The following is a 21,260-nucleotide window of genomic DNA, read 5'->3' on the forward strand; positions in this document are numbered from 1 at the left end:
TATAGCGCTAGAGCAGATCGCTCACATCGTCCGGAACGTCGACGGCATATTTGCGCAAAATGTCCATCGAGATCACTTCCAGGGCGTTTTCATGGGTGGCCGCCAGCACCACCGGTGCGGCGACACCGTCCTCGTGGGCGTGCAGCCAGCGCACGGCCACCACACACCACCGGTCTCCCGGTTGCAGGCCGGGGAAGCTGTTCTCCGGGCGCGGCGTACTCAAATCGTTGCCGATGGACGCCTGGTGCTCGAGAAACTCAGCCGTGACGACGGTGCACACGGTGTGGCTACCGAGATCCTCCGGCCCGGTGCTGCAGCAGCCGTCCCGGTAGAACCCGGTGAGAGGATCGGCGCCGCACTCTTCCAGCGGCCCCCCAAGCACGTTTCGATCGGTCACGTCGCCGATCCTATTGTCCATTCGCGAGAAGTTCCGCAGGACAAGAAATCTCGGGGGTTGTGTGTCGGGGCCAGGACGGCGTGGTAATGCGAAGAATCCGGTTCTGCAAGGATGGTCGACGTGAGTTCCGAAGCCTGGATCCTGATTGCCGCTGTCGCCGCCGTGCTGGTGGTGGCGTTTGTCGCTGGATTCGTCCTGTACAAACGCCGTCGCGTCACGCTGACGTCGCCCACCGTGGAGAAAGAACTGACCGACCGGTCGGGTGGATACACGGCCTCGGGCGGCTTCAACTTCAGTCAGGGGGCCACGGCCACCGCGACACGCCCGGAACCCGCACCGATCGAGCGAACCGATACCGAGGGCCAGCCGCATGTCGGCGACGACGCGGCGATTCCGCGCGACGCGCCGAAGCGCGGCATAACCAATGTGTCGCTGCCGGAGGGCGATGTCGACACCGCGGAGTCCACCCCGGCCGAAACCGACGGTGCGGTCGAATCCGCAACGGCCACCACTGATTCGGATACCTCGGTCGATTCGGGCGTGATAACCACCCAACCCGAAGCCGCCGTCCCAGCGGATGTCGACACGGTCGCACCTGCGGACACCGCCGCACCGACGACTCCCGCGCCCGGCCCGGAAGCTTCGGTCGAAACCGCCCCCGAGCCCACCGCCGATGACGCCGCGGTCGCCCCCGCGCTCGAGGAAATCGAGCCGACCGCGGGCCGCCTGGTCCGCCTGCGTGGCCGCCTGTCCCGCTCGCAGAACGCCGTCGGCAAGAGTCTGCTCGGCCTGCTCGGCGGCGGTGACCTGGACGAGGACTCCTGGGAAGAGGTCGAGGACACCCTGGTCCTCGCCGATCTCGGCACTGCGAGCACCGCGGCGGTGGTCGAGCGCCTGCGCGAGGAAATGGCGGTCCGCAGCGTCCGCAATACCGAACAGGCCCGCGCCGTCCTGCACGACGTGCTGATCGAGGCCCTGCGCCCCGAGCTCGACCGTTCGGTCCGCGCGCTCCCGCACGACGATCACCCGTCGATCCTGCTGGTCGTCGGCGTCAACGGCACCGGAAAGACCACCACCACCGGCAAGCTCGCCCGCGTCCTGGTCGCCGACGGCCGCCGGGTGCTGCTCGGTGCGGCCGATACCTTCCGCGCCGCGGCCGCCGATCAGCTGCAGACCTGGGGTGAGCGGGTCGGCGCGGACACCGTCCGTGGCAGGGAGGGCGGGGACCCCGCGGCCGTCGCCTTCGACGCGGTCAGCGCGGGCATCGACCGCGGCGTCGACGTCGTCATGATCGACACCGCGGGCCGCCTGCACACCAAGACCGGTCTGATGGACGAACTCGGCAAGGTCAAGCGCGTGGTGGAGAAGAAGGCCAAGGTCGACGAGGTGCTGCTCGTCCTGGATGCCACCGTCGGCCAGAACGGTCTGATGCAGGCCAGGGTCTTCGCCGAAGTGGTCGATATCACAGGCGTGGTGCTCACCAAACTCGATGGAACGGCCAAGGGCGGCATCGTCTTCCAGGTCCAGCACGAACTCGGCGTGCCGGTGAAACTGGTCGGCCTCGGCGAGGGCGCCGACGACCTGGCCCCGTTCGAACCCGCCGCATTCGTCGACGCACTTCTCGGCTGAACCGAATAGCCAGGCCGTCGCGCAGCACCGTCTGGTGCGCGCCCGCTCGACCCCCGCTACCGATCAGGGAGCGGGGGTCGAGTGCTGAGAGCCGGAAGTTTGCCGTATCTACTCCTCGGTAAACGCATCCCGACCTCCGGCAACACCGCCTCACACCCTCCGGGAAACCCGGGGCGAACATTACGAAACGTGGTAGCAACACAACTGCTCCATCCGTTCACGCAGGTGAAACACCACAGCTCTGTGGATGAAACACCGAATGAGGACCCTTCTCTGCAGGTCCATTTGCCGGAGTCGGCTGGGCCCGAGATGAGGAGGACATTAAGGTGGCTTTTCCCCTTACCGGTGCACCGGACACCGGTGACACCGCCTGGATGCTGGCGAGTTCGGCACTCGTATTGTTGATGACGCCCGGTCTGGCGTTCTTCTACGGCGGCATGGTCCGCTCGAAGAATGTGCTCAACATGATCATGATGAGCATCAGCGCCATGGGCCTGGTCGGCGTGCTGTGGTCGCTGTACGGATACTCGGCCGCATTCGGCGACAACAAATTCGGCGTGGTCGGTGATCCGGCGCAGTTCTTCGGCCTCAAGGGTCTGATCGGCGGCAATTCGGTTGCCGAAGTGAAGGATGCCAGCGGCGCCGTCACCACCGCAGCCGTGAGTATCCCGCTCGCGGGCACCATTCCCGCGACCGTATTCGTCGCGTTCCAGCTGATGTTCGCGATCATTACGGTTGCCCTCATCTCGGGTGCTGTCGCGGACCGTCTGAAGTTCGGTGCCTGGCTGCTGTTCGCGGGTATCTGGGCGACGGTCGTCTACTTCCCGGTCGCGCACTGGGTCTTCGACTTCGATGTCAAGGATGCCGACGGCAACCTCGTGCACGAGGGCGGCTGGATCGCGAACAAACTGCTCGCGGTCGACTTCGCCGGTGGTACCGCGGTCCACATCAACGCCGGTGCGGCGGGCCTGGCCCTGGTGCTGGTACTCGGTAAGCGCAAGGGCTGGCCGAGCACCCCGTTCCGGCCGCACAACCTGCCGTTCGTGATGCTCGGCGCCGGTCTGCTGTGGTTCGGCTGGTTCGGATTCAACGCCGGTTCCGCGGTCACCTCGGGCGGTCTGGCCGGTTCGACCTTCATCACCACCACCCTCGCGACCTGCGCGGCGATGCTGGCCTGGCTGCTGGTGGAGAAGTTCCGCGACGGCAAGCCCACCTCGCTGGGTGCGGCCTCGGGTGTGGTGGCCGGTCTGGTCGCGATCACCCCGTCCTGTTCCTCGGTGAACGTGGTCGGCGCGCTGGTGATCGGCTTCGTGGCCGGTGCGGTGTGTGCGCTGGCGGTCGGCCTGAAGTTCAAGTTCGGCTTCGACGACTCGCTCGACGTGGTCGGCGTGCACCTCGTCGGCGGCATCATCGGCACCCTGATGGTCGGCCTGGTCGCCGCGCCGGAGGCGGGTGCGGGCAAGACCGGTCTGTTCTACGGCGGCGGTTTCGACCAGCTGTGGCGCCAGGCCGTCGGTGCCGGTGCGGTACTTGCGTTCTCCTTCATCGCGAGCCTGATCATTGCCTATATCGTGAAGTTCACAATTGGGCTGCGCGCCAGCGAGGAAGCCGAGTCGGTGGGCCTGGACGAGTCCGAGCACGCTGAAACGGCATACGATTTCGCTGCTGTGGGTGGCACGGCACGTACCGCCGTCAAGGAGGCATGACGACATGAAACTGATCACCGCTATCGTCAAACCGTTCACTCTCGAGGACGTCAAATCCGGGCTCGAGCAGGCGGGTGTGCTGGGCATGACCGTCAGCGAGGTACAGGGCTACGGTCGCCAGAAGGGCCACACCGAGGTCTACCGCGGTGCGGAATACTCCGTGGATTTCGTTCCGAAGGTTCGCGTCGAGGTCGTTGTCGACGATGCCTCGGTCGACAAGGTCGTCGAGGTGATCGTCGAGGCCTCCCGCACGGGCAAGATCGGTGACGGCAAGGTCTGGGTCACCCCGGTGGAGTCGATCATCAGGGTCCGGACCGGGGAACGCGGTACCGACGCTCTGTAGGCAGATATCGAAATCGAGCGGCGGCCCCGCTCCCACCGGATTGCCCGGTCGGGGCGGGGCCGCACGCATCTTGATGGGCGGTGGGTTTGTGGGTAGTCACGAGCAAAACGGCGGACAGGTAACCGAGGACGGCGGCACGAATGTCTCCAACGGCGCGGCCGATCTGGTCCGGGCACGCAATCAATTGCTCGAGGGCGGATTGCCCAGAAATCCACGGCTGGATGCCGAATCCCTGCGTTCGGCGCTGGTCGATCTGTTCGAACTGTGGCTGACCACCAAGGGCACCGAACTCGGCATCACCCGCGACAGCGGTCTGGCCGTGGTCGCCGTCGGTGGTCTCGGTCGCAAGGAGATGCTGCCGTATTCCGATCTGGATCTGGTGTTGTTGCACGACGATGTCGATCCGGCGCGGGTGGCCGAGGTGGCCGATCAGCTGTGGTATCCGCTGTGGGACGCGCACATCAAACTCGATCACAGTGTGCGCACCGTTCCGCAGGCGCTGCGCGTCGCGTCCGGCGATCTCGTCGCGGCCCTCGGCATGCTCGAGACCAGGCATATCGTCGGTGATATCGAGTTGAGCAATCTGCTCATCGGTGGGGTGCGTCGGGAATGGCGGACCGGAATTCGTTCGCGCTTCGACGAATTGATCGAACAGGCCGAGACCAGATGGCAGCGCAGCGGCGCGATCGCCCATCGCGCCGAGCCCGATCTGAAGAACGGGCGCGGCGGACTGCGCGATATCCAACTGCTCGACGCACTGGCCATCGCCCAGCTGACCGACGCCATGCCAGGGCTCGGTCCGGACGTGCCGGGCGGCGGTCTGAAGCAGGCGCACCGGCGGTTGCTGGATGTTCGCACGGAGCTGCATCGGGTGGCGGGCCGGGCGCGTGATCAGCTGCGTGCCCAGGATGCCGACGAGATCGGCGCGGCACTGCGCATCGGTGACCGCTTCGACCTCGCCCGCACCCTCAGTGATTCCGCGCGGACGGTGAGCTACTCCGTCGATGTCGGTCTGCGCACCGCCGCCAATGCGCTGCCGCGTCGTGGCCTCGCGCGACTGCGCCGCATGCCGGTGCGTCGACCACTCGATGAGGGGGTGGTCGAACATGCCGGTGAGGTCGTGCTGGCGCGGGACGCGCGGCCGCAGCGCGATCCCGGACTGATCCTGCGGGTGGCCGCGGCGTCGGCGCAGACGGGGTTGCCGATGTCGGCGACGACACTGAATCGGCTCTCCGAGGACGCGCCGGAGCTGCGTGAGCCCTGGCCCAAGGATGCGCTCAACGACCTGTTGATCCTGCTCGGCGCGGGCCGTGGCGCCATCGATGCGGTCGAGGCGCTGGACCGAACGGGCCTGTGGGGCAGGCTACTTCCGGAATGGGGCGCGGTGCGGGACCTGCCGCCGCGCGATGTGCTGCACACCTGGACCGTGGACCGGCACCTGATGGAGACAGTCGCCTATTCGAGTGCGCTGAGCACTCGGGTCGCCCGTCCGGACCTGCTGATGTTGGGTGCGCTGCTGCACGATATCGGCAAGGGGCGGGCAGGCGATCACAGCGTCGTCGGGGCCGAACTGGCCACCCACATCGGGCGGCGGCTCGGGCTGTGGCCGTCGGATGTGCAGACACTCAGCGCGATCGCGCGCCACCACCTGTTGTTGCCGGACACCGCGACGCGACGTGACCTCGCCGATCCCGATACCGTGCAGTTCGTCGTGGACACCCTTGATGGTGACGTGCAGCTGCTGGAACTGCTGCACACCCTGGCCGAGGCCGATTCGCTGGCCACCGGCCCCGGGGTCTGGGGCGATTGGAAGGCTTCACTGATCGGTGAGCTAGTGCGGCGCTGCCGCCTGGTGATGGCGGGCGACCAGCTGCCCGAGCCGGAGCCGATCGCACCCGAATTGCTGGCCAAAGCCGCCGCCGGTGGTGTGCATGTCGATCTGCGGCCCGGCGAGGGCAAGTACATCTACACCGTCACGGTGATCGCACCGGATACCCCGGGCCTGCTCTCGGATGCTGCCGGGGTGCTGGCCCTGCACTCGCTGCGGGTGCTCTCGGCCACCGTCGGCGGCGAAGCCGATTCGGCCGTCAATACCTTCGTGGTGTCGCCCAAATTCGGTGATCCGCCGGATGTCGGGCTGTTGCGGCAGGAGCTGATCCGGGCGACCGCTGGCGATCTGGATCTGCACGCGCTGCTGGCCAAGCGCGAGCGCGAGGCCACCGGCGCCCGGCCGAGCCCGTATGCGCAGGCGCAGCCGCGGGTGATCTGGTCGGCCAACTCGACCGGCCAGTTGGTGCTCGAATTGCGCGCCGAGGACCGGATCGGGCTGCTCAGCAGGTTGGCGGCGGCGCTTGCCGAATGTCGTGCCGACGTGCGGTGGGCGAAGGTGGTGACCATGGGTTCGGCGGTGGTCGACGCCTTCGGTCTCGACCTGGTCGAGGACACCCCGCAGCGCCGCGAGACCATTGAGAAGGCGATCTTGGCGGTGGTCCCCCGGCCCGCGCCGAAGCTGCCCGAGGGCGTGGCGCCCGGATCGAGCACGGGCTCCTGACCGAGCTAATTTGGATTTGCAGATCATTTGCTGAAAGTGTAGGCGCCGACCCCCTCGCACCCTAGTATCAGAGCGTCTGGCTATCGCGAGCATGAGGGGAGCAGGTCGGTGGCAATTGAAGTCGTTTCGGCGTCGATGATGACGAGTGATGAGACCACGCATATGGCGCGCTGCGTCGGCGGTGACCGCTGGGTCGTCTCCTGGCTACCCGGCCGGACCCTGTCCGGACAACAGGCTGTCACCGCTATGACGATCGCCACCACTGTCGCCACGCGCGATGTGCCGACCGGCACCGATTGGGCCATGCTCGACGACCTGGCCCTGGAACTGGGCCTGACCGCCCGCGAGGCGGTATTCATGGTTGCGCTGGAGAACCACGACTACCGCAAAACTGCCAAACCGCGCCGTCGCGTACTCGAATAGTCCCTGGAAAGTGCACCACTTGCGCGAACTGGTGGGCTGTCCCATTACCCTGGGATACCAAGTGACGTCCCACGAGATCAGGAGCGCGATCGGTGTTCGAATCCCTGTCCGACCGGCTTACCGGTGCCCTCAAGGATCTTCGCGGTAAGGGGCGTCTGTCACCGGCCGACATCGACGCCACCTGTCGCGAGATCCGTCTCGCCCTGCTCGAGGCCGACGTCGCGCTGCCCGTGGTGCGCGGTTTCATCGCGAAGATCAAGGAGCGGGCCAAGGGTGCCGAGGTTTCGGCCGCCCTCAATCCGGCCCAGCAGGTCGTCAAGATCGTCAATGAGGAACTCGTCGGCATCCTCGGCGGTGAAACCCGCAGGCTGACGCTGGCCAAGAACCCGCCGACGGTGATCATGCTCGCCGGTCTGCAGGGTTCCGGTAAGACGACCCTGGCGGGCAAACTCGCGAAATTGCTGAAGGGGCAGGGACATCAGCCGCTACTGGTGGCCTGCGACCTGCAGCGCCCCGGCGCGGTCACCCAGCTCCAGGTCGTCGGTGAGCGTGCGGGCGTGCCCGTTTTTGCACCGCATCCCGGCACCTCCGTCGGTGGCGGCGAGAATCCGCTCGGCATCTCGGCGGCCGATCCGGTCGCGGTGGCCGAGGCCGGTGTCGCCGAGGGCCGCAGCAAGCAGTACGACGTGGTCATCGTCGATACCGCCGGTCGCCTCGGCATCGACGCCGAGTTGATGGCACAGGCCGCTGGCATTCGCGATGCCGTGCAACCGGACGAGACGTTGTTCGTGCTCGACGCCATGATCGGCCAGGACGCGGTCAACACCGCCGAGGCCTTCCGCGACGGCGTCGGCTTCACCGGCGTGGTGCTCACCAAGCTCGATGGTGACGCCCGCGGTGGCGCGGCGCTGTCGGTACGCAATGTGACCGGCGCGCCGATCATGTTCGCCTCGACCGGTGAGAAGCTCGAGGACTTCGATGTCTTCCATCCGGACCGGATGGCCTCGCGCATCCTCGGCATGGGTGATGTGCTCAGCCTGATCGAACAGGCCGAACAGGTCTACGACCAGCAGCAGGCCGAAGAAGCCGCCCGCAAGATCGGCAGCGGCGAGATGACGCTCGAGGACTTCCTCGATCAGATGCTCGCCATCCGCAAGATGGGGCCCATTGGAAATTTGCTCGGCATGCTGCCCGGTGCAGGTCAGATGAAGGATGTGCTCGCCCAGGTCGACGATAAGCAGCTCGACCGGGTGCAGGCGATCATTCGCGGCATGACCCCGGCCGAACGCGCGAACCCGAAGATCATCAACGCATCCCGCCGCCTGCGCATCGCCAATGGCTCCGGCGTCCAGGTGTCCGAGGTCAACCAGCTGGTGGACCGGTTCTTCGAGGCCAAGAAGATGATGACCATGATGGGCCGCCAGATGGGCCTGCCCGGGTCGCGGCGGGCCAATGCGAAGAAGGGCAAGAAGGGCAAGAAGGGTGGCCGCGGGCCGACGCCGCCGAAGGTGCGCGGTGGCTTCCCGGGGATGCCGGGCATGCCTGCCGGTATGCCCGATCTGTCCGGTATGCCCGCCGGATTGGACCAGTTGCCGCCCGGGCTCGAGGGTTTCGATATCTCGAAGCTGAACTTCCCCAAGAAGTAGCACTCCGGTCCGCAGCCAATGTTGTTGCGGCGCAGGGTAGGTCGTGCTGCGCGCGGCTCGGCACCGGACTTGGGCGCGGTCTGCGGCGATGAATTCGTCCGGCACGGCCGGGTGCCCGGCGCGCAGGAGTACGGCACGGATGCCAACGCGGTCTGCGCCGACTGAAATGTTGTGCGGGCGGACGAGGTGACCGTCAATGGATGTCGGCGCTAGGTTGGAGGCGGCCGACGACGTCGAGGAGGTTGCTTGTGCATCTGCGAGGTGTGGTTCTCCCTGATGCCGAGGTGCGTGACCTGTGGGTGCGCGACGGTGTGGTGTCGTTCGAGCCGGTCGCGGGGGCCGAAACCCTCTGCGACGCGGGGTGGATCGTGCCGGGGCTGGTCGATGCGCATTGTCACGTCGGGGTCCGGTACGGCGGGGGATACGAGGACCGGGCCGGGGCGATCGCACAGGCCGAAACCGAGCGGGATGCGGGCGCGCTACTGCTGCGCGACGCGGGTTCACCGGTCGACACGCGCTTCATCGACGAGCACGAGGAACTCCCGCGGATCATCCGCGCTGGCCGCCATATCGCGCGACCGCGGCGCTATATCCGCGAGCTCGGCATCGAGGTCGACGATGAGCGCGATCTGCCGGATATCGTCGCCGAGCAGGCTCGTTTCGGTGATGGCTGGGTGAAGATCGTCGGGGACTGGATCGACCGGTCGGTGGGCGATCTGCGGCCGCTGTGGAGCGACGCGATCCTGAAGGAGGCGATCGACGCCGCACACGCCAATGGCGCGCGGGTGACGGCCCACGTCTTCGGCGAGGACGCATTGCCGGGGCTGATCAATGCCGGTATCGACTGCATCGAGCACGGCACCGGCCTCACCGACGACACCATCGAGATGATGGTCGAACACGGAACCGTACTGGTGCCGACCCTCATCAATATCGACACCTTCCCCGAAATCGCCGCCAGTGCAGGCAAATTCCCCATTTACGCCGCGCATATGCGTGATCTGCACGCGCGGGTCCGCCGCACGGTCGCCAATGCGCACGATGCGGGTGTGCCGATTTTCGCGGGCACCGATGCCAGCGCCTCCATTCGGCACGGCCGTATAGCCGACGAGATCGCCGCGCTGTCCGGGGCCGGGCTGTCCGAACACGATGCGCTCGGCGCCGCCTCCTGGAATGCCCGCAGCTGGTTGGGCCGACCGGGCATCGAAGCTGGTGCACCGGCGGATTTCGTTGTCTACCGGGAGGATCCACGTATCAGCCCGGCCGCGCTCACCGATCCCCAGTACGTCGTCCTGCGGGGCCGGGTCGTCAAGCGCCGCAACCCGGTCACCGGCCACCGGTGACCACTGCCGCGTGTCGGGTGGGCGTACTGTAGGACAGCTCGTGTGACGGCCGGTCCGGACGTGCTGCTGCCCAGGTCAGCGGGTTGATACGAGCAAGAACCGGAACTCGCGGCAGCGGGCGCGTATGGTCGGTTCCGTGACCATTCGCCTCGGCTATCAGATGCCCAACTTCAGCTATGGTCGGCCCGTCAGCGAACTGTTTCCGACTGTGGTGGCGCAGGCCAGGGAGGCCGAAGCCGCTGGCTTCGACACCGTCTTCGTAATGGACCACTTCTACCAGTTGCCCGGTCTCGGTGTGCCGAGTGATCCGATGCTGGAGGCGTACACCGCGCTGTCCGGCATCGCCGCGTCCACGGAACGAGTTCAGTTGTCGGCGTTGGTAACCGGCAACACCTACCGCAATCCCGCGCTGCTGGCCAAGACCGTCACCACCCTCGATCTGGTGAGTGGCGGCCGGGCCGTACTCGGTATCGGCGCGGGCTGGTTCGAACTCGAGCACCAGTCCTACGGCTTCGAATTCGGCACCTTTACCGAACGATTCCAGCGCCTCGACGAGGCGCTGCAGATCATCACACCGATGCTGCGCGGCGAACATTCGACCTTCGACGGCAAGTGGTACCACACCGATAACGCCATGAACGAGCCCCGGCTGCGCAACGATCTGCCGATCCTGCTCGGTGGCGGCGGCGAGAAGAAGACCTTCGCGCTTGCGGCCCGCTTCGCCGATCACATCAATATCGTCGCCAACGCCTCCGAACTCCCGCGCAAGATGGCGGCGCTGCACCAGCGTTGCGCCGAAATCGGTCGCGACCCGGCGACTTTGGAAGTCAGCTTCCTCTGCTTCCTGATGATCGATGAAGACGGCGACCGTGTGCGCAAACAACAGCAGGATATGCTGCGCGGCATCGGCGTCGACCTGTCCACCCTCTCCGAGAACGAACGCAAGCAGACCATCGCCGACCGCCAATTCGTCGGCACCCCCGCCGAAGTCGCCGAGCAACTGCAGACCCGGGTGCTCGACAGTGGAGTCCAGGGCCTCATCGTCAATCTGGTGACCACCGGTCACGAACCCGGCGCTGTCGATCTCGCGGGACGCACGCTCGCGCCACTGGTTCGCTAGGGCGGTCTCGGCCCGAGAGGCCGGGTCTGGACTCAGCGGGATCCCGCGGATGCTGCTCGAGCTCGGGCACTCGGACCGGTGTCCGCCACCGTCGGCTGTCGACGCGGGTTCATGAAAGCAGTCGCCGCCACTGCGCCCAGCCCGTGAATCAGCGAGTGCCACACTGATCGGCCGGGGCTGCGATATCGCCAGTGGTGATGGTGGCCGGGTTACAGTGGACCACACGAAGTTGCATGGTGATGCTCGTATTGGTGGTCTCATGCGACGGAGATCGGACGGGATATGACGATGAGCGCCGAGGTTGCGATGATTCATCCCTTGGGGCCAACGACTGTGGAAGACTGGCTGGCTGAAGTGCAGCCGTCCGATGGATCTCGACTCGAACTCATCCTGGGGTACCTCTACATGACGCCGGCGCCCGGCGGTCCGCATCAGTATGCGTCGTTGGAGTTGGCGATTCTGCTGCGCGATGCGTTGCGGACTGCGGGGCGGACGGATTTGCATGTTCTGCCTGCAGTAGCCGTACGGATCAGTACGGCCTTCCGCACCGGTGTCATTCCAGATATCGCTGTGGTGAATGTCGACATCAACCACACCAGCTTCGCGCCGGAGGACTTGGTGCTTGCCGTGGAGGTGTGGTCTCCCGGCAATAGCCGCGAGGAACGCGACACGAAGATCGCCGCATACGCGGCCGCGCGGGTCCCTTACCTGTGGATTGTGGAACTGCCCGAGGACCAGCCAGCGCGCTTCTGGGGCTATCGGCTCGGTGAGAGCGGATACCGTCAGGAGGTATACGCTGCGGCGGGCGAAGCGGTCGTTGCTCCAGGACCCGTTTCGGTCACCGTGAACACTGCGGACCTGCGCTGAGGCGTGGCCGCCCGCAACTGCGCGCGGTGGGGCTCGGCCGTCGACTGGACAGGTGCGCGATACCGCTGACGACAATGCGGATGCTGTCGACAATGGCCCGCACCAGGCCGGGCGCGATCAATTCCAGGGCCGCGTCGCCGCCGAGTCGAGCGGCGGCCTCGGGGCAATCTCGCCGGGCCGATCGCTTCCTGACATCGCGATTTCAGGGGAGGGTGGCCGGTCTGGCAGAATGGACCACCGTCCTCCTGGACAAGTGTCAGCCCGTCTCCGGTTACGTACCGCGCGGCGGTCACACACTCCAAGCGCAAAACCGGGCTCGCAGACCGTGCGGGTCGCTGAATTGTGCCGTGACCAACCACTGAAAGGCAGATCAGCACATGGCTGTTCGCATCAAGCTCACCCGCCTCGGCAAGATCCGGAACCCGCAGTACCGCGTGGTCATCGCCGACGCCCGCACCCGTCGTGACGGCCGCGCCATCGAGAACGTCGGCAAGTACCACCCGAAGGAAGAGCCGTCGCTGATCGAGATCAACTCCGAGCGCGTGCAGTACTGGCTGGGTGTCGGCGCGCAGCCGACCGAGGCCGTGCAGCGCCTGCTGGAGATCACCGGCGACTGGCAGAAGTTCAAGGGCCTGCCGGGCGCCGAGGGCACCCTGAAGGTGAAGGCTCCGAAGACGTCCAAGCTGGACCTGTTCAACGCCGCGCTGGCCGCCGCCGATAACGAGCCGGTCGCCGAGGCCGTCACCCCCAAGAAGAAGGCCGCCAAGAAGGACGAGGCCGCCGAGACCGAGGCTGCCGAGTAATGTCCGCTGTCGTGGCCGATGCCGTTGAACACCTGGTTCGCGGCATTGTCGCCAATCCGGATGACGTCCGCGTCGAGCTGATCACCGGCCGCCGGGGACGCACCGTCGAGGTGCACGTCAATCCCGAGGACCTGGGCAAGGTGATCGGTCGCGGCGGTCGTACCGCGACCGCGCTGCGCACCCTCGTTGCCGGTATCGGCGGCCGGGGCATCCGGGTCGACGTGGTCGATACCGACGCCTAGATGGAACTCGTCGTAGGCCGGGTCGCCAAATCGCACGGTGTGCGCGGCGAACTGGTCGTCGAGGTACGCACCGATGATCCTGACGCGCGCTTCGCACCCGGTGTGCGGCTGCGCGGTCGGGCGGCGCGGTCCAACGAAGTGCGTGAGTTCACCGTGGAGTCGGCCCGAGAGCATTCGGGCCGACTTCTCGTGCAGCTGGTCGGGGTCTCCGATCGCACCGCCGCCGATGCGCTGCGTGGCACGCTGTTCGTCGTGGACAGTGCGGATCTGCCGCCGTCGGAGGATCCGGACGAGTATTACGACCACGAGTTGGAGGGCCTGACCGTCCAGCTCACCGATGGCACCGTCGTCGGCGAGGTCACCGAGGTACTGCATTCGGCCGCGGGTGAACTGCTTTCGGTGCGTGCCGCGGACGACGGCCGGGAGATTCTGATTCCGTTCGTCACGGCCATCGTGCCGACCGTCTCGCTGACCGATCACCTCGTCGTCATCGATCCGCCCGAAGGCCTGCTCGATCCCGAGTAGCGGCGTGCGCCCGCATCGATGGGTGCGATCAATAGGTATCTCCCGCCAGAAGCAGGGGGCAGCATGAAACTCGATGTCGTCACGATTTTTCCGGAGTATCTGGAGCCGCTGCGAACGGCGTTGCTGGGCAAGGCGATCGACAAGGGGCTTATCTCGCTCGACGTGCACGATCTGCGTCGCTGGACCCATGACGTGCACAAATCCGTGGACGACTCGCCATACGGCGGCGGGCCGGGCATGGTCATGAAGCCGACCGTCTGGGGCGACGCCCTCGACGAGGTATGCCCCGCCGACGCGCTGCTCGTGGTGCCCACGCCCGCCGGTGTGCCCTTTACCCAGGCCACCGCCCAACGCTGGGCGAGCGAGGAACACCTCGTATTTGCCTGCGGCCGTTACGAAGGCATCGATCAACGCGTCTTCGACGATGCCGCCCGCCGGGTTCGCGTCGAGGAGGTCAGCATCGGCGACTATGTCCTCATCGGTGGTGAGGCCGCGGTCCTGGTCATGGCCGAGGCGGTGGTCCGCCTGCTCCCCGGCGTGCTCGGCAATCAGCAATCCCACCAAGAGGATTCGTTCTCCGATGGACTGCTCGAAGGTCCCAGCTACACCCGCCCGGTCTCCTGGCGCGGTCTGGATGTTCCGCCGATCCTGCTGTCCGGAGATCACGCCAAGGTCGCCGCATGGCGACGTGAACAGTCGCTGGCTCGGACCCGCGAACGGCGTCCGGATCTGCTCGCAGACCAGGACGACGGCTGAGCTTCGCCGCGGCGCTCATCCGCGTGTCGCACCCGAATGAACAGATATCAACCCGTCGATGAATATATCGTTAACTAACGGTACATTGACTGACGGGTAGGTGACTGTGCGGACAGCAGCTGGGCTCGGGACGGTGCGTCGAGTGATGGCCTCAACTCTCATCGGTGGCGCGGTGCTGGTCGTATGTGATCTTGGTACGCCAGAACTCGTCGTAGTCAGAGTGGCCGCGGATCGAGATACGCATGATCGGGACTCCGGTCGCGAGGGGCAGCGCGCCCTCAGCAGCAACCATGGACAGTACAAAGGACGCGACGAGCGTCCCTGCCAGTACACCCCCGAAGGGTTTTGCACCGGCGGACGCTGACCACGTCGCATTGCGGCGGCCACGCCGTCGGGATGATGGCGAAGGTGCCGTTCTTGCCGGGGATCAGTGCGCCCCACGGTGCCGACTTCAGCAGGGTGCTCTGGAAATCGACGAGCATCGAGCCGAATTCGCCCTGCCAACCGACCAATAGCCCACGGCCCTTGTCCAGCGTCGAGATGGGCTTGCTGTTGGGCCGCAGGCTGGGCCGTTGCCACCCACTTCTGTTTGCCGGAAGGTGGGTCGATACCGGTCAATCGGTCATCGGTGATCGTTGCCGTGATGCCGACCGCGTCATGCGGCCCAATATCCGACGGCTCGATTCCCGACAGGTTCACCGCCGGAGTGTCCGACGAGGTCGGCCCGTGGTGTTCCGGCGTATCGGACCCGCACGCAGCGATGCCGCCATCGGCCCGGCCGCGAGCCCGGCACGCAACCGCGCGATAAGCGGTGCGCGCGTGCCGATGTCAATCGATTTCCACCCCGAGAATTTCACGCCGTGATGTTGTGCGCGCCGAAAGCCCCGTCAGGGCAGCAAACCGTGGCGGCGGGCGGTGACCACGGCCTCGTGGCGCGAGTGTGCGTCGAGTTTGGTCATCGCGTTGCGCAGATAGCTCTTCACCGTCTCGGTGCCGAGGGAAAGGCGTTGGGCGGCTTCCTGATTGGTGCAGCCGAGGGCGATCTGGGAGAGCACATCGAGTTCGCGGCGGGATAGGCGTGGGGCGTCCGGCGGCGGGTCGCCGACCAGGACCCGGGTGAGGCGTTCGCAGATCGAGTGCAGGCGTTCGCGGAGCTGCTCATCCGCGGCCGAGCGCGCCGCGCCGCGGAGTTCGGCGCTGATATCGCGGAGTTCCTCGGCGATGGCGGGTGCGGTATCGGGCGCGGGGGTCGTCATCTCCAACAGGCGCAGGCGGCGGTCGACCTCGTCGCGGATGGTGATCTCGGTGGCCAGGCGGCGGCTGGCCTCGACGACCAGATCAGCGGTGCGGTCGCCGAGCGGTGTGCCGCCGCGGTTGGCGGCGTAGAGCACCGCGCGCGAGCGGTTGTCGACCACCACGGGGACCGCGACGACCGATCGGATGCGTTCACCGAAGACCGGGCCGTCGTAGTGGTGGGTGATCGAGGAGGCATTGCGGTAGTCGGCGACCGAGGCCGGGCGACGCATATCCATGACCCGGCCGCCGAGTCCGGAGGTGCGCAGCACGGTGAGTCCACGCAGACCGTTGGTAACGGTGCCGACGAATTCGGTGAGCAGCAATGCGTCATCGTGCACCTCGCCGCCGAATACCACCGGCACGCCCGCCTTGGTCGCCACCCAGCGGATCTCGGAGCGCAGCGCGTCACCGTCGCGCGGGCGCAGCAGAGCGTTGGTGTGGGTCAAAAGACTCACCCCTTTTCGGGGGTAGTGCCGGACGTGATGTGACCCACATCCTATTGGACATCGAGGTGGCCTGGATCACCGATGAGGAGAGGCGAGATGACTGCGGACCTGAGCGCGCGCGTGCGCCAGTTACTGGAGACCTACGACGGACCCGACGCCAGCGCGGCGGATCTGCTGTGCGACCGGCATCCCGCCGACCGGGTCGCGTTCACCATCGTCGACCCCGATCTGACCGCAACGGACCTCACCTACGGTGAGCTGCGCGAACGCTCTCAGCGTTTTGCCGCCGCCCTCGCCGACCTCGGCATTGAACCGGGTGACCGGGTCGCCACACTGATGTCGAAGTCCGCGGATCTGGTGGTGGCGCTGCTCGGCATCTGGCGCCGCGGCGCGGTGCACGTTCCGCTGTTCACCGCCTTCGCCCCGCCTGCCATCGCCTTCCGCCTCGAGGCCAGCCGTGCCGCGCTCGTCATCGCGGACGCGGATCAGGCGAGCAAGCTCGTCCCCGGTGACGACATCCCGGCCGAGCCGACGTGGCGGGTCATCATCGCGGGGGACGGTCGGACATCAGCGACCGTCGCAGCCCAGGACTCGGCCGAAAAGCCGATAGCGAGTTCGGCTGCCGAGGATGCCACTGCGACAGTCCCGGGGCATGTCGCCGAGGAGCAGGCGCCTATTGCGGGCCGCGACGCCGAGGTACGGGCGGCGACACCGCTGAGGTTCGCGGATTTGCTCGCGCAGCATTCCGCTGACGACCCGCGAGCCGCTGCCGCAACCGTCGGTGGCGATGGGCTGCTGGTTCAGCTGTTCACCAGCGGCACAACGGGCACTCCGAAGGGCGTGCCGATTCCGGTGCGTGCGCTCGCGGCATTCCATGCGTACCAGGAGTTCTCGCTCGACGTCCGCGCCGACGACGTCTACTGGAACGCCGCCGACCCGGGTTGGGCGTACGGCCTGTACTGGGCGATCCTGAGCCCGCTGGCCTCCGGTATCCGCAGTCTGCTGCTGCACGCCGCATTTTCCGCACCGCTGACCTGGCAGGTACTCGAACGGTTCGGCGTCACCAATTTCACCGCCGCGCCGACGGTCTACCGCGCCTTGCGCGCCGATAGCGCCGCTGCCCCATCCGGTCTCCAGCTGCGGCGGGCCTCATCGGCGGGCGAACCACTGACCCCGGATGTGGTGACCTGGTCGATCGATACCCTCGGCGGCGCGGTTCGCGACCACTATGGGCAGACCGAACACGGCATGCTCATCTGCAATTCCTGGCACGATGCGCTGCGGGTGGACGCGCCAGAGGGCTCGATGGGGCGAACGATGCCGGGTTGGCATTGTGCGGTGCTCGCCGACGTTGCCGATGTCGAAGCGCCGATCGGCGAGTTGGGCCGGGTCGCCATCGATACCGAACGCAGCCCCCTGCTGTGGTTCCTCGGCTATCTCGACGCTCCGGAACGCACCGCGCAGCGCTACACCGCCGACGGCCGCTGGTATCTGACCGGTGATGCCGGATCACAGGATGCGGATGGCTTCTTCCACTTCTCGGCCCGCGACGACGATGTCATCATCATGGCCGGATACCGCATCGGCCCGTTCGAGGTCGAGAGCGTATTGGTACTGGACGAGCGGGTGGTCGAGGCCGCCGTGGTCGGCATGCCCGATGAACTGCGCGGCGAGGTGCTGGAGGCATTCGTGGTGCTGCGCAACGGATTCGAGGGCAACGCCGAACTCGAGGCCGAATTGCAGGCCCTGGTGAAACGAAAATTTGCCGCGCACGCCTATCCGCGCAAGGTGCATTTCGTGGACGCACTGCCCAAGACGCCCAGTGGCAAGGTGCAGCGGTTCATCCTGCGGCAGCAGGGGGTTCGGTGATGTCCGCTCTCCCGAGTTACGCCTCCGGCACCGCGGAAACTCCGCTGCTCGGCGACACTATCGGCGACGACTTCGATCGCATGGCCGCCGCCTATGCAGACCGGGAAGCGCTGGTGGACTGTCCAACCGGTCGTCGCTGGACCTATCGCGAACTCGCGGCCGCGATCGACGCACTCGCGACCGGGCTTTCGGCGCGTGGCATCGGCAAGGGCGACCGTGTGGGCATCTGGGCGCCGAATTGCGCGGAGTGGTTCCTCACCCAGTACGCCACCGCGAAACTCGGTGCGATCCTGGTCAATATCAACCCGGCCTACCGCACCAGCGAACTGGAATATGTACTGCGCCAGGCCGGAGTGCGTCTGCTGATCGCCGCGCCGGAGTTCAAGACCTCCAACTATGTTGCCATGATCGAGCAGGTCCGCCCGGCATGCCCGGGTCTGGAGCAGGTGCTGGTGCTCGGCACTCCCGAATGGGATGCGGTGGCGCGGACCGATATTGATGCCGAGCGACTTGCGGCGATCGCCGCGACACTGTCCATGGACGACCCCATCAATATCCAATACACCTCCGGCACAACAGGCTTCCCCAAGGGGGCGACGCTCAGTCACCACAACATCCTCAACAACGGCTACTTCGTCGGCGAACTCTGCGGCTACACCGAACAGGACCGGATCTGTGTGCCGGTGCCGTTCTATCACTGCTTCGGGATGGTCATGGGCAACCTGGCCAGCACCAGTCATGGTGCGGCCGTGGTGATTCCGGCACCCTCGTTCGATCCGGTCGCGACCTTGGACGCGGTCGCGGCGGAGCGGTGCTCCTCGCTCTACGGTGTGCCGACCATGTTCATCGCGATGCTCACGGAACTGGATTCGGGCACCGATGTCGACCTGTCCGGTCTGCGCACCGGCATCATGGCCGGATCACCCTGCCCGGTCGAGGTCATGAAGCGCGTGATCGATCGCATGGGGATGAGCGAGGTGTGCATCTGTTACGGCATGACCGAAACCTCCCCGGTTTCGACGCAGACCCGCCGCGATGACAGCATCGACCGCCGCACCGCGACCGTCGGCCGGGTCGGACCGCATCTGGAGGTCAAAATCATCGACCCCGCAACAGGTTTGACGGTGCCGCGCGGTGTACCCGGCGAACTGTGCACCCGCGGCTATTCGGTGATGCTCGGCTACTGGTCCGAACCGGAGAAGACCGCCGAGGCCATCGACGCCGCCCGCTGGATGCATACCGGCGATATCGGCGTCATGGACGACGACGGATACCTGGCCATTACCGGGCGGATCAAGGACATGGTGATCCGCGGCGGCGAGAATATCTACCCGCGCGAGATCGAGGAGTTCCTCTACACCCATCCGGACATCCTCGACGCTCAGGTGGTCGGCGTCCCCGACCCGAAATACGGCGAAGAGCTGATGGTCTGGATCCGAATGAAGGACGGCACAACACCATTGGACGCCGACGCGGTCCGCGCGTTCTGCACCGGCAAGCTCGCGCACTTCAAGATCCCGCGCTATGTGCACGTCGTGGAGGAGTTCCCGATGACTGTCACGGGCAAGATCCGTAAGGCTGAAATGCGTGAGCTGGCTGCGGCAATGCTCGCCTCTTCGGATGCGCGCAGACCGAGCGACCGCTGATTTCGCGCGTACTCGGGTGACTCGCCGGGGACGTCCAAAACTCCGCCAACTGCTCGACTGTCGGCCTGCGACCACACTGTTCGAGCACCTCACGACCGGCAAAAGGCCCGGGGCGGCGCGAGCTGTCCAAGGCCATACCGGACCTGCCCGACCGACGGTGACACCGCGCAATTCGGGCATGCCCGTACCGGTTTACCTGGGCGTGGGCCGTTTGTCGGGTGACAACGGTAGTGTCTCGGGCGTGACGACAGCGCCCGAGATCGCCAGTTCAGCGACGAACACCGACACGACCGCCGCCGCACCGGCCGCGACCAGAGCGCTGGCCAGCGTGGGCCAGCGCATCGCCGAGGAGCTCGGCGTGCGCGAGAGTCAGGTCCGCGCCGCCGTCGAGCTGCTGGATGCTGGTTCGACCGTGCCCTTCATCGCGCGATATCGAAAAGAGGTCACCGGCGGCCTCGATGATGCCCAGCTCCGTCAGCTCGACGAGCGCCTGAGCTATCTGCGCGAACTCGACGAGCGCCGCGGCGCCATCATCGAATCCATCAAGGGCCAGGGCAAACTCGATGACGCACTGCTCGGGCAGTTGATGATGGCCGAGACCAAGGCCCGTCTCGAGGACATCTACCTGCCGTACAAGCCGAAGCGGCGCACCAAGGCGCAGATCGCCCGCGAGGCCGGTCACGAGCCGGTCGCCGACGCGCTGATCGGCGATCCGGCCACCGATCCGGCGCAGTACACCGCCGAGCAGCTCGACGGCGCCCGTGCCATCCTGGTCGAGCGTTTCGCCGAGGATGCCGACCTGGTCGGCGAACTGCGCGAGCTGATGTGGAACCGCGGTCAGGTCAGCTCGAGCGTGCGCGCGGGCAAGGAGGAGGCGGGCGCGAAGTTCGCCGACTACTTCGAGTTCAGCGAGCCGTTCAGCAAGCTGCCCTCGCACCGGATCCTCGCGCTGCTGCGCGGCGAGAAGGAAGAGATCCTGCAACTGCAGCTCGAACCGGATACCGAGGAACTCGAGCCTGGTGAGCGGTCGATCTACGAGGGCCGAATCGCGGTGAAGTTCGATATCGCCGATCGCGGCCGGGCCGCCGACAACTGGCTGCTGGACACGGTGCGCTGGGCATGGCGCACGAAACTTCAAGTGAGCCTTGGCATCGACACCCGCATGCGGCTGCGTCAGGCGGCCGAGAAGGACGCCGTCGATGTGTTCGCCGCGAACCTGCGCGATCTGCTGCTCGCCGCACCCGCGGGCACCCGCGCCACCATGGGGCTGGATCCGGGTTACCGCACCGGCGTGAAGGTCGCGGTCGTCGATGCGACCGGCAAGGTCGTCGCCACCGAGGTCATCTACCCGCACAAGCCGCAGGGACAGACCGAAAAGTCCCTTGCCGTACTCGGTGCGCTGGTGGCCCGGTTCGGCGTCGAGCTCATCGCCATCGGCAATGGCACTGCCTCGCGCGAGACCGATGCCCTTGCCGCCGAACTGATCTCGCGCATTCCGGAGAACAAGCCGACGAAGATCGTGGTGTCCGAGGCGGGCGCGTCGGTGTACTCCGCATCGGCCTACGCCTCGCAGGAACTACCCGATATGGATGTCTCGCTGCGCGGCGCGGTATCGATCGCGCGCCGCCTGCAGGACCCGCTGGCCGAGCTGG

20 protein-coding genes are annotated in these 21,260 nt (G+C 66.5%); 18 read left to right on the forward strand and 2 right to left on the reverse strand.

Annotated elements, in window-relative coordinates:
* Positions 1–7: 7 nt before the first annotated feature.
* A complete protein-coding gene (locus ABZW16_RS18485) occupies positions 8–397 on the reverse strand; it encodes a DUF2237 domain-containing protein (RefSeq protein ID WP_354957120.1) in 390 nt (129 codons plus the stop codon).
* A 111-nt stretch (positions 398–508) separates the two neighbouring features.
* On the opposite strand from ABZW16_RS18485, the gene ftsY reads away from it, so the two are divergent.
* The 15 genes from ftsY to ABZW16_RS18560 all read left to right on the forward strand — a co-directional run bounded on the left by ftsY (position 509) and on the right by ABZW16_RS18560 (position 15,215).
* Positions 509–2,026, forward strand: coding sequence for a signal recognition particle-docking protein FtsY (gene ftsY / locus ABZW16_RS18490; RefSeq protein WP_354957121.1), 1,518 nt, complete (start codon positions 509–511; stop codon positions 2,024–2,026).
* A gap of 326 nt (positions 2,027–2,352) precedes the next feature.
* Entirely contained in the window at positions 2,353–3,732 is a 1,380-nt protein-coding gene (locus ABZW16_RS18495; RefSeq protein WP_354957122.1) for an ammonium transporter, read from the forward strand.
* Between the two features lie 4 nt (positions 3,733–3,736).
* Positions 3,737–4,075: a P-II family nitrogen regulator gene (locus ABZW16_RS18500; RefSeq protein WP_040868325.1), complete on the forward strand. Its 339-nt coding sequence runs from the start codon at positions 3,737–3,739 to the stop codon at positions 4,073–4,075.
* An 88-nt stretch (positions 4,076–4,163) separates the two neighbouring features.
* Positions 4,164–6,626 carry a [protein-PII] uridylyltransferase gene (locus tag ABZW16_RS18505; RefSeq protein ID WP_354957123.1) on the forward strand — a complete coding sequence of 821 codons (2,463 nt, stop codon included), beginning with the start codon at positions 4,164–4,166 and terminating at the stop codon, positions 6,624–6,626.
* Positions 6,627–6,734: 108 nt separating this feature from the next.
* Entirely contained in the window at positions 6,735–7,049 is a 315-nt protein-coding gene (locus ABZW16_RS18510) for a hypothetical protein (protein WP_354957124.1), read from the forward strand.
* 92 nt (positions 7,050–7,141) lie between these two features.
* Positions 7,142–8,695 (forward strand): signal recognition particle protein, encoded by a 1,554-nt coding sequence (gene ffh, locus ABZW16_RS18515; protein WP_354957125.1) that lies wholly within the window; start codon positions 7,142–7,144, stop codon positions 8,693–8,695.
* Between the two features lie 24 nt (positions 8,696–8,719).
* A complete protein-coding gene (locus tag ABZW16_RS18520) occupies positions 8,720–8,860 on the forward strand; it encodes a hypothetical protein (RefSeq protein ID WP_354957126.1) in 141 nt (46 codons plus the stop codon).
* A gap of 35 nt (positions 8,861–8,895) precedes the next feature.
* Positions 8,896–10,038 carry an amidohydrolase family protein gene (locus tag ABZW16_RS18525; protein WP_354957127.1) on the forward strand — a complete coding sequence of 381 codons (1,143 nt, stop codon included), beginning with the start codon at positions 8,896–8,898 and terminating at the stop codon, positions 10,036–10,038.
* Positions 10,039–10,174: 136 nt separating this feature from the next.
* Positions 10,175–11,158, forward strand: a complete 984-nt coding sequence (locus ABZW16_RS18530; RefSeq protein WP_354957128.1) for an LLM class F420-dependent oxidoreductase — start codon at positions 10,175–10,177, stop codon at positions 11,156–11,158.
* Between the two features lie 288 nt (positions 11,159–11,446).
* Positions 11,447–12,025 carry a Uma2 family endonuclease gene (locus ABZW16_RS18535; RefSeq protein WP_354957129.1) on the forward strand — a complete coding sequence of 193 codons (579 nt, stop codon included), beginning with the start codon at positions 11,447–11,449 and terminating at the stop codon, positions 12,023–12,025.
* A 377-nt stretch (positions 12,026–12,402) separates the two neighbouring features.
* Complete coding sequence (rpsP, locus tag ABZW16_RS18540) at positions 12,403–12,828, forward strand: 30S ribosomal protein S16 (RefSeq protein WP_354957130.1); 426 nt, start codon at positions 12,403–12,405, stop codon at positions 12,826–12,828.
* On the forward strand, positions 12,828–13,070 hold the full coding sequence (locus ABZW16_RS18545; protein WP_327101130.1) for an RNA-binding protein: 243 nt from the start codon (positions 12,828–12,830) through the stop codon (positions 13,068–13,070). The genes rpsP and ABZW16_RS18545 overlap by 1 nt, the downstream gene beginning before the upstream one ends.
* A complete protein-coding gene (gene rimM / locus ABZW16_RS18550) occupies positions 13,071–13,595 on the forward strand; it encodes a ribosome maturation factor RimM (RefSeq protein ID WP_354957131.1) in 525 nt (174 codons plus the stop codon).
* A 63-nt stretch (positions 13,596–13,658) separates the two neighbouring features.
* Entirely contained in the window at positions 13,659–14,351 is a 693-nt protein-coding gene (gene trmD / locus ABZW16_RS18555) for a tRNA (guanosine(37)-N1)-methyltransferase TrmD (RefSeq protein WP_354957132.1), read from the forward strand.
* Between the two features lie 396 nt (positions 14,352–14,747).
* Positions 14,748–15,215, forward strand: a complete 468-nt coding sequence (locus ABZW16_RS18560; protein ID WP_354957133.1) for a hypothetical protein — start codon at positions 14,748–14,750, stop codon at positions 15,213–15,215.
* Between the two features lie 23 nt (positions 15,216–15,238).
* Here the strand turns inward: ABZW16_RS18560 and ABZW16_RS18565 are convergent, their stop codons facing one another.
* Positions 15,239–16,093, reverse strand: coding sequence for a LuxR C-terminal-related transcriptional regulator (locus tag ABZW16_RS18565; protein WP_354957134.1), 855 nt, complete (start codon positions 16,091–16,093; stop codon positions 15,239–15,241).
* 96 nt (positions 16,094–16,189) lie between these two features.
* Here ABZW16_RS18565 and ABZW16_RS18570 point away from each other — a divergent pair, with 96 nt between their 5' ends.
* From ABZW16_RS18570 to ABZW16_RS18580, 3 genes are all read left to right on the forward strand, one after another.
* Positions 16,190–17,962, forward strand: coding sequence for an AMP-binding protein (locus ABZW16_RS18570; protein ID WP_354957135.1), 1,773 nt, complete (start codon positions 16,190–16,192; stop codon positions 17,960–17,962).
* Positions 17,962–19,608, forward strand: coding sequence for an AMP-binding protein (locus ABZW16_RS18575; protein ID WP_354957137.1), 1,647 nt, complete (start codon positions 17,962–17,964; stop codon positions 19,606–19,608). The genes ABZW16_RS18570 and ABZW16_RS18575 overlap by 1 nt, the downstream gene beginning before the upstream one ends.
* Before the next feature lie 319 nt (positions 19,609–19,927).
* On the forward strand, positions 19,928–21,260 hold a 1,333-nt coding region (locus ABZW16_RS18580), incomplete at its 3' end, for a Tex-like N-terminal domain-containing protein (RefSeq protein ID WP_354957143.1).

It is taken from the genome of Nocardia sp. NPDC004604, from assembly GCF_040609795.1.
Classification (GTDB): Bacteria; Actinomycetota; Actinomycetes; order Mycobacteriales; family Mycobacteriaceae; genus Nocardia.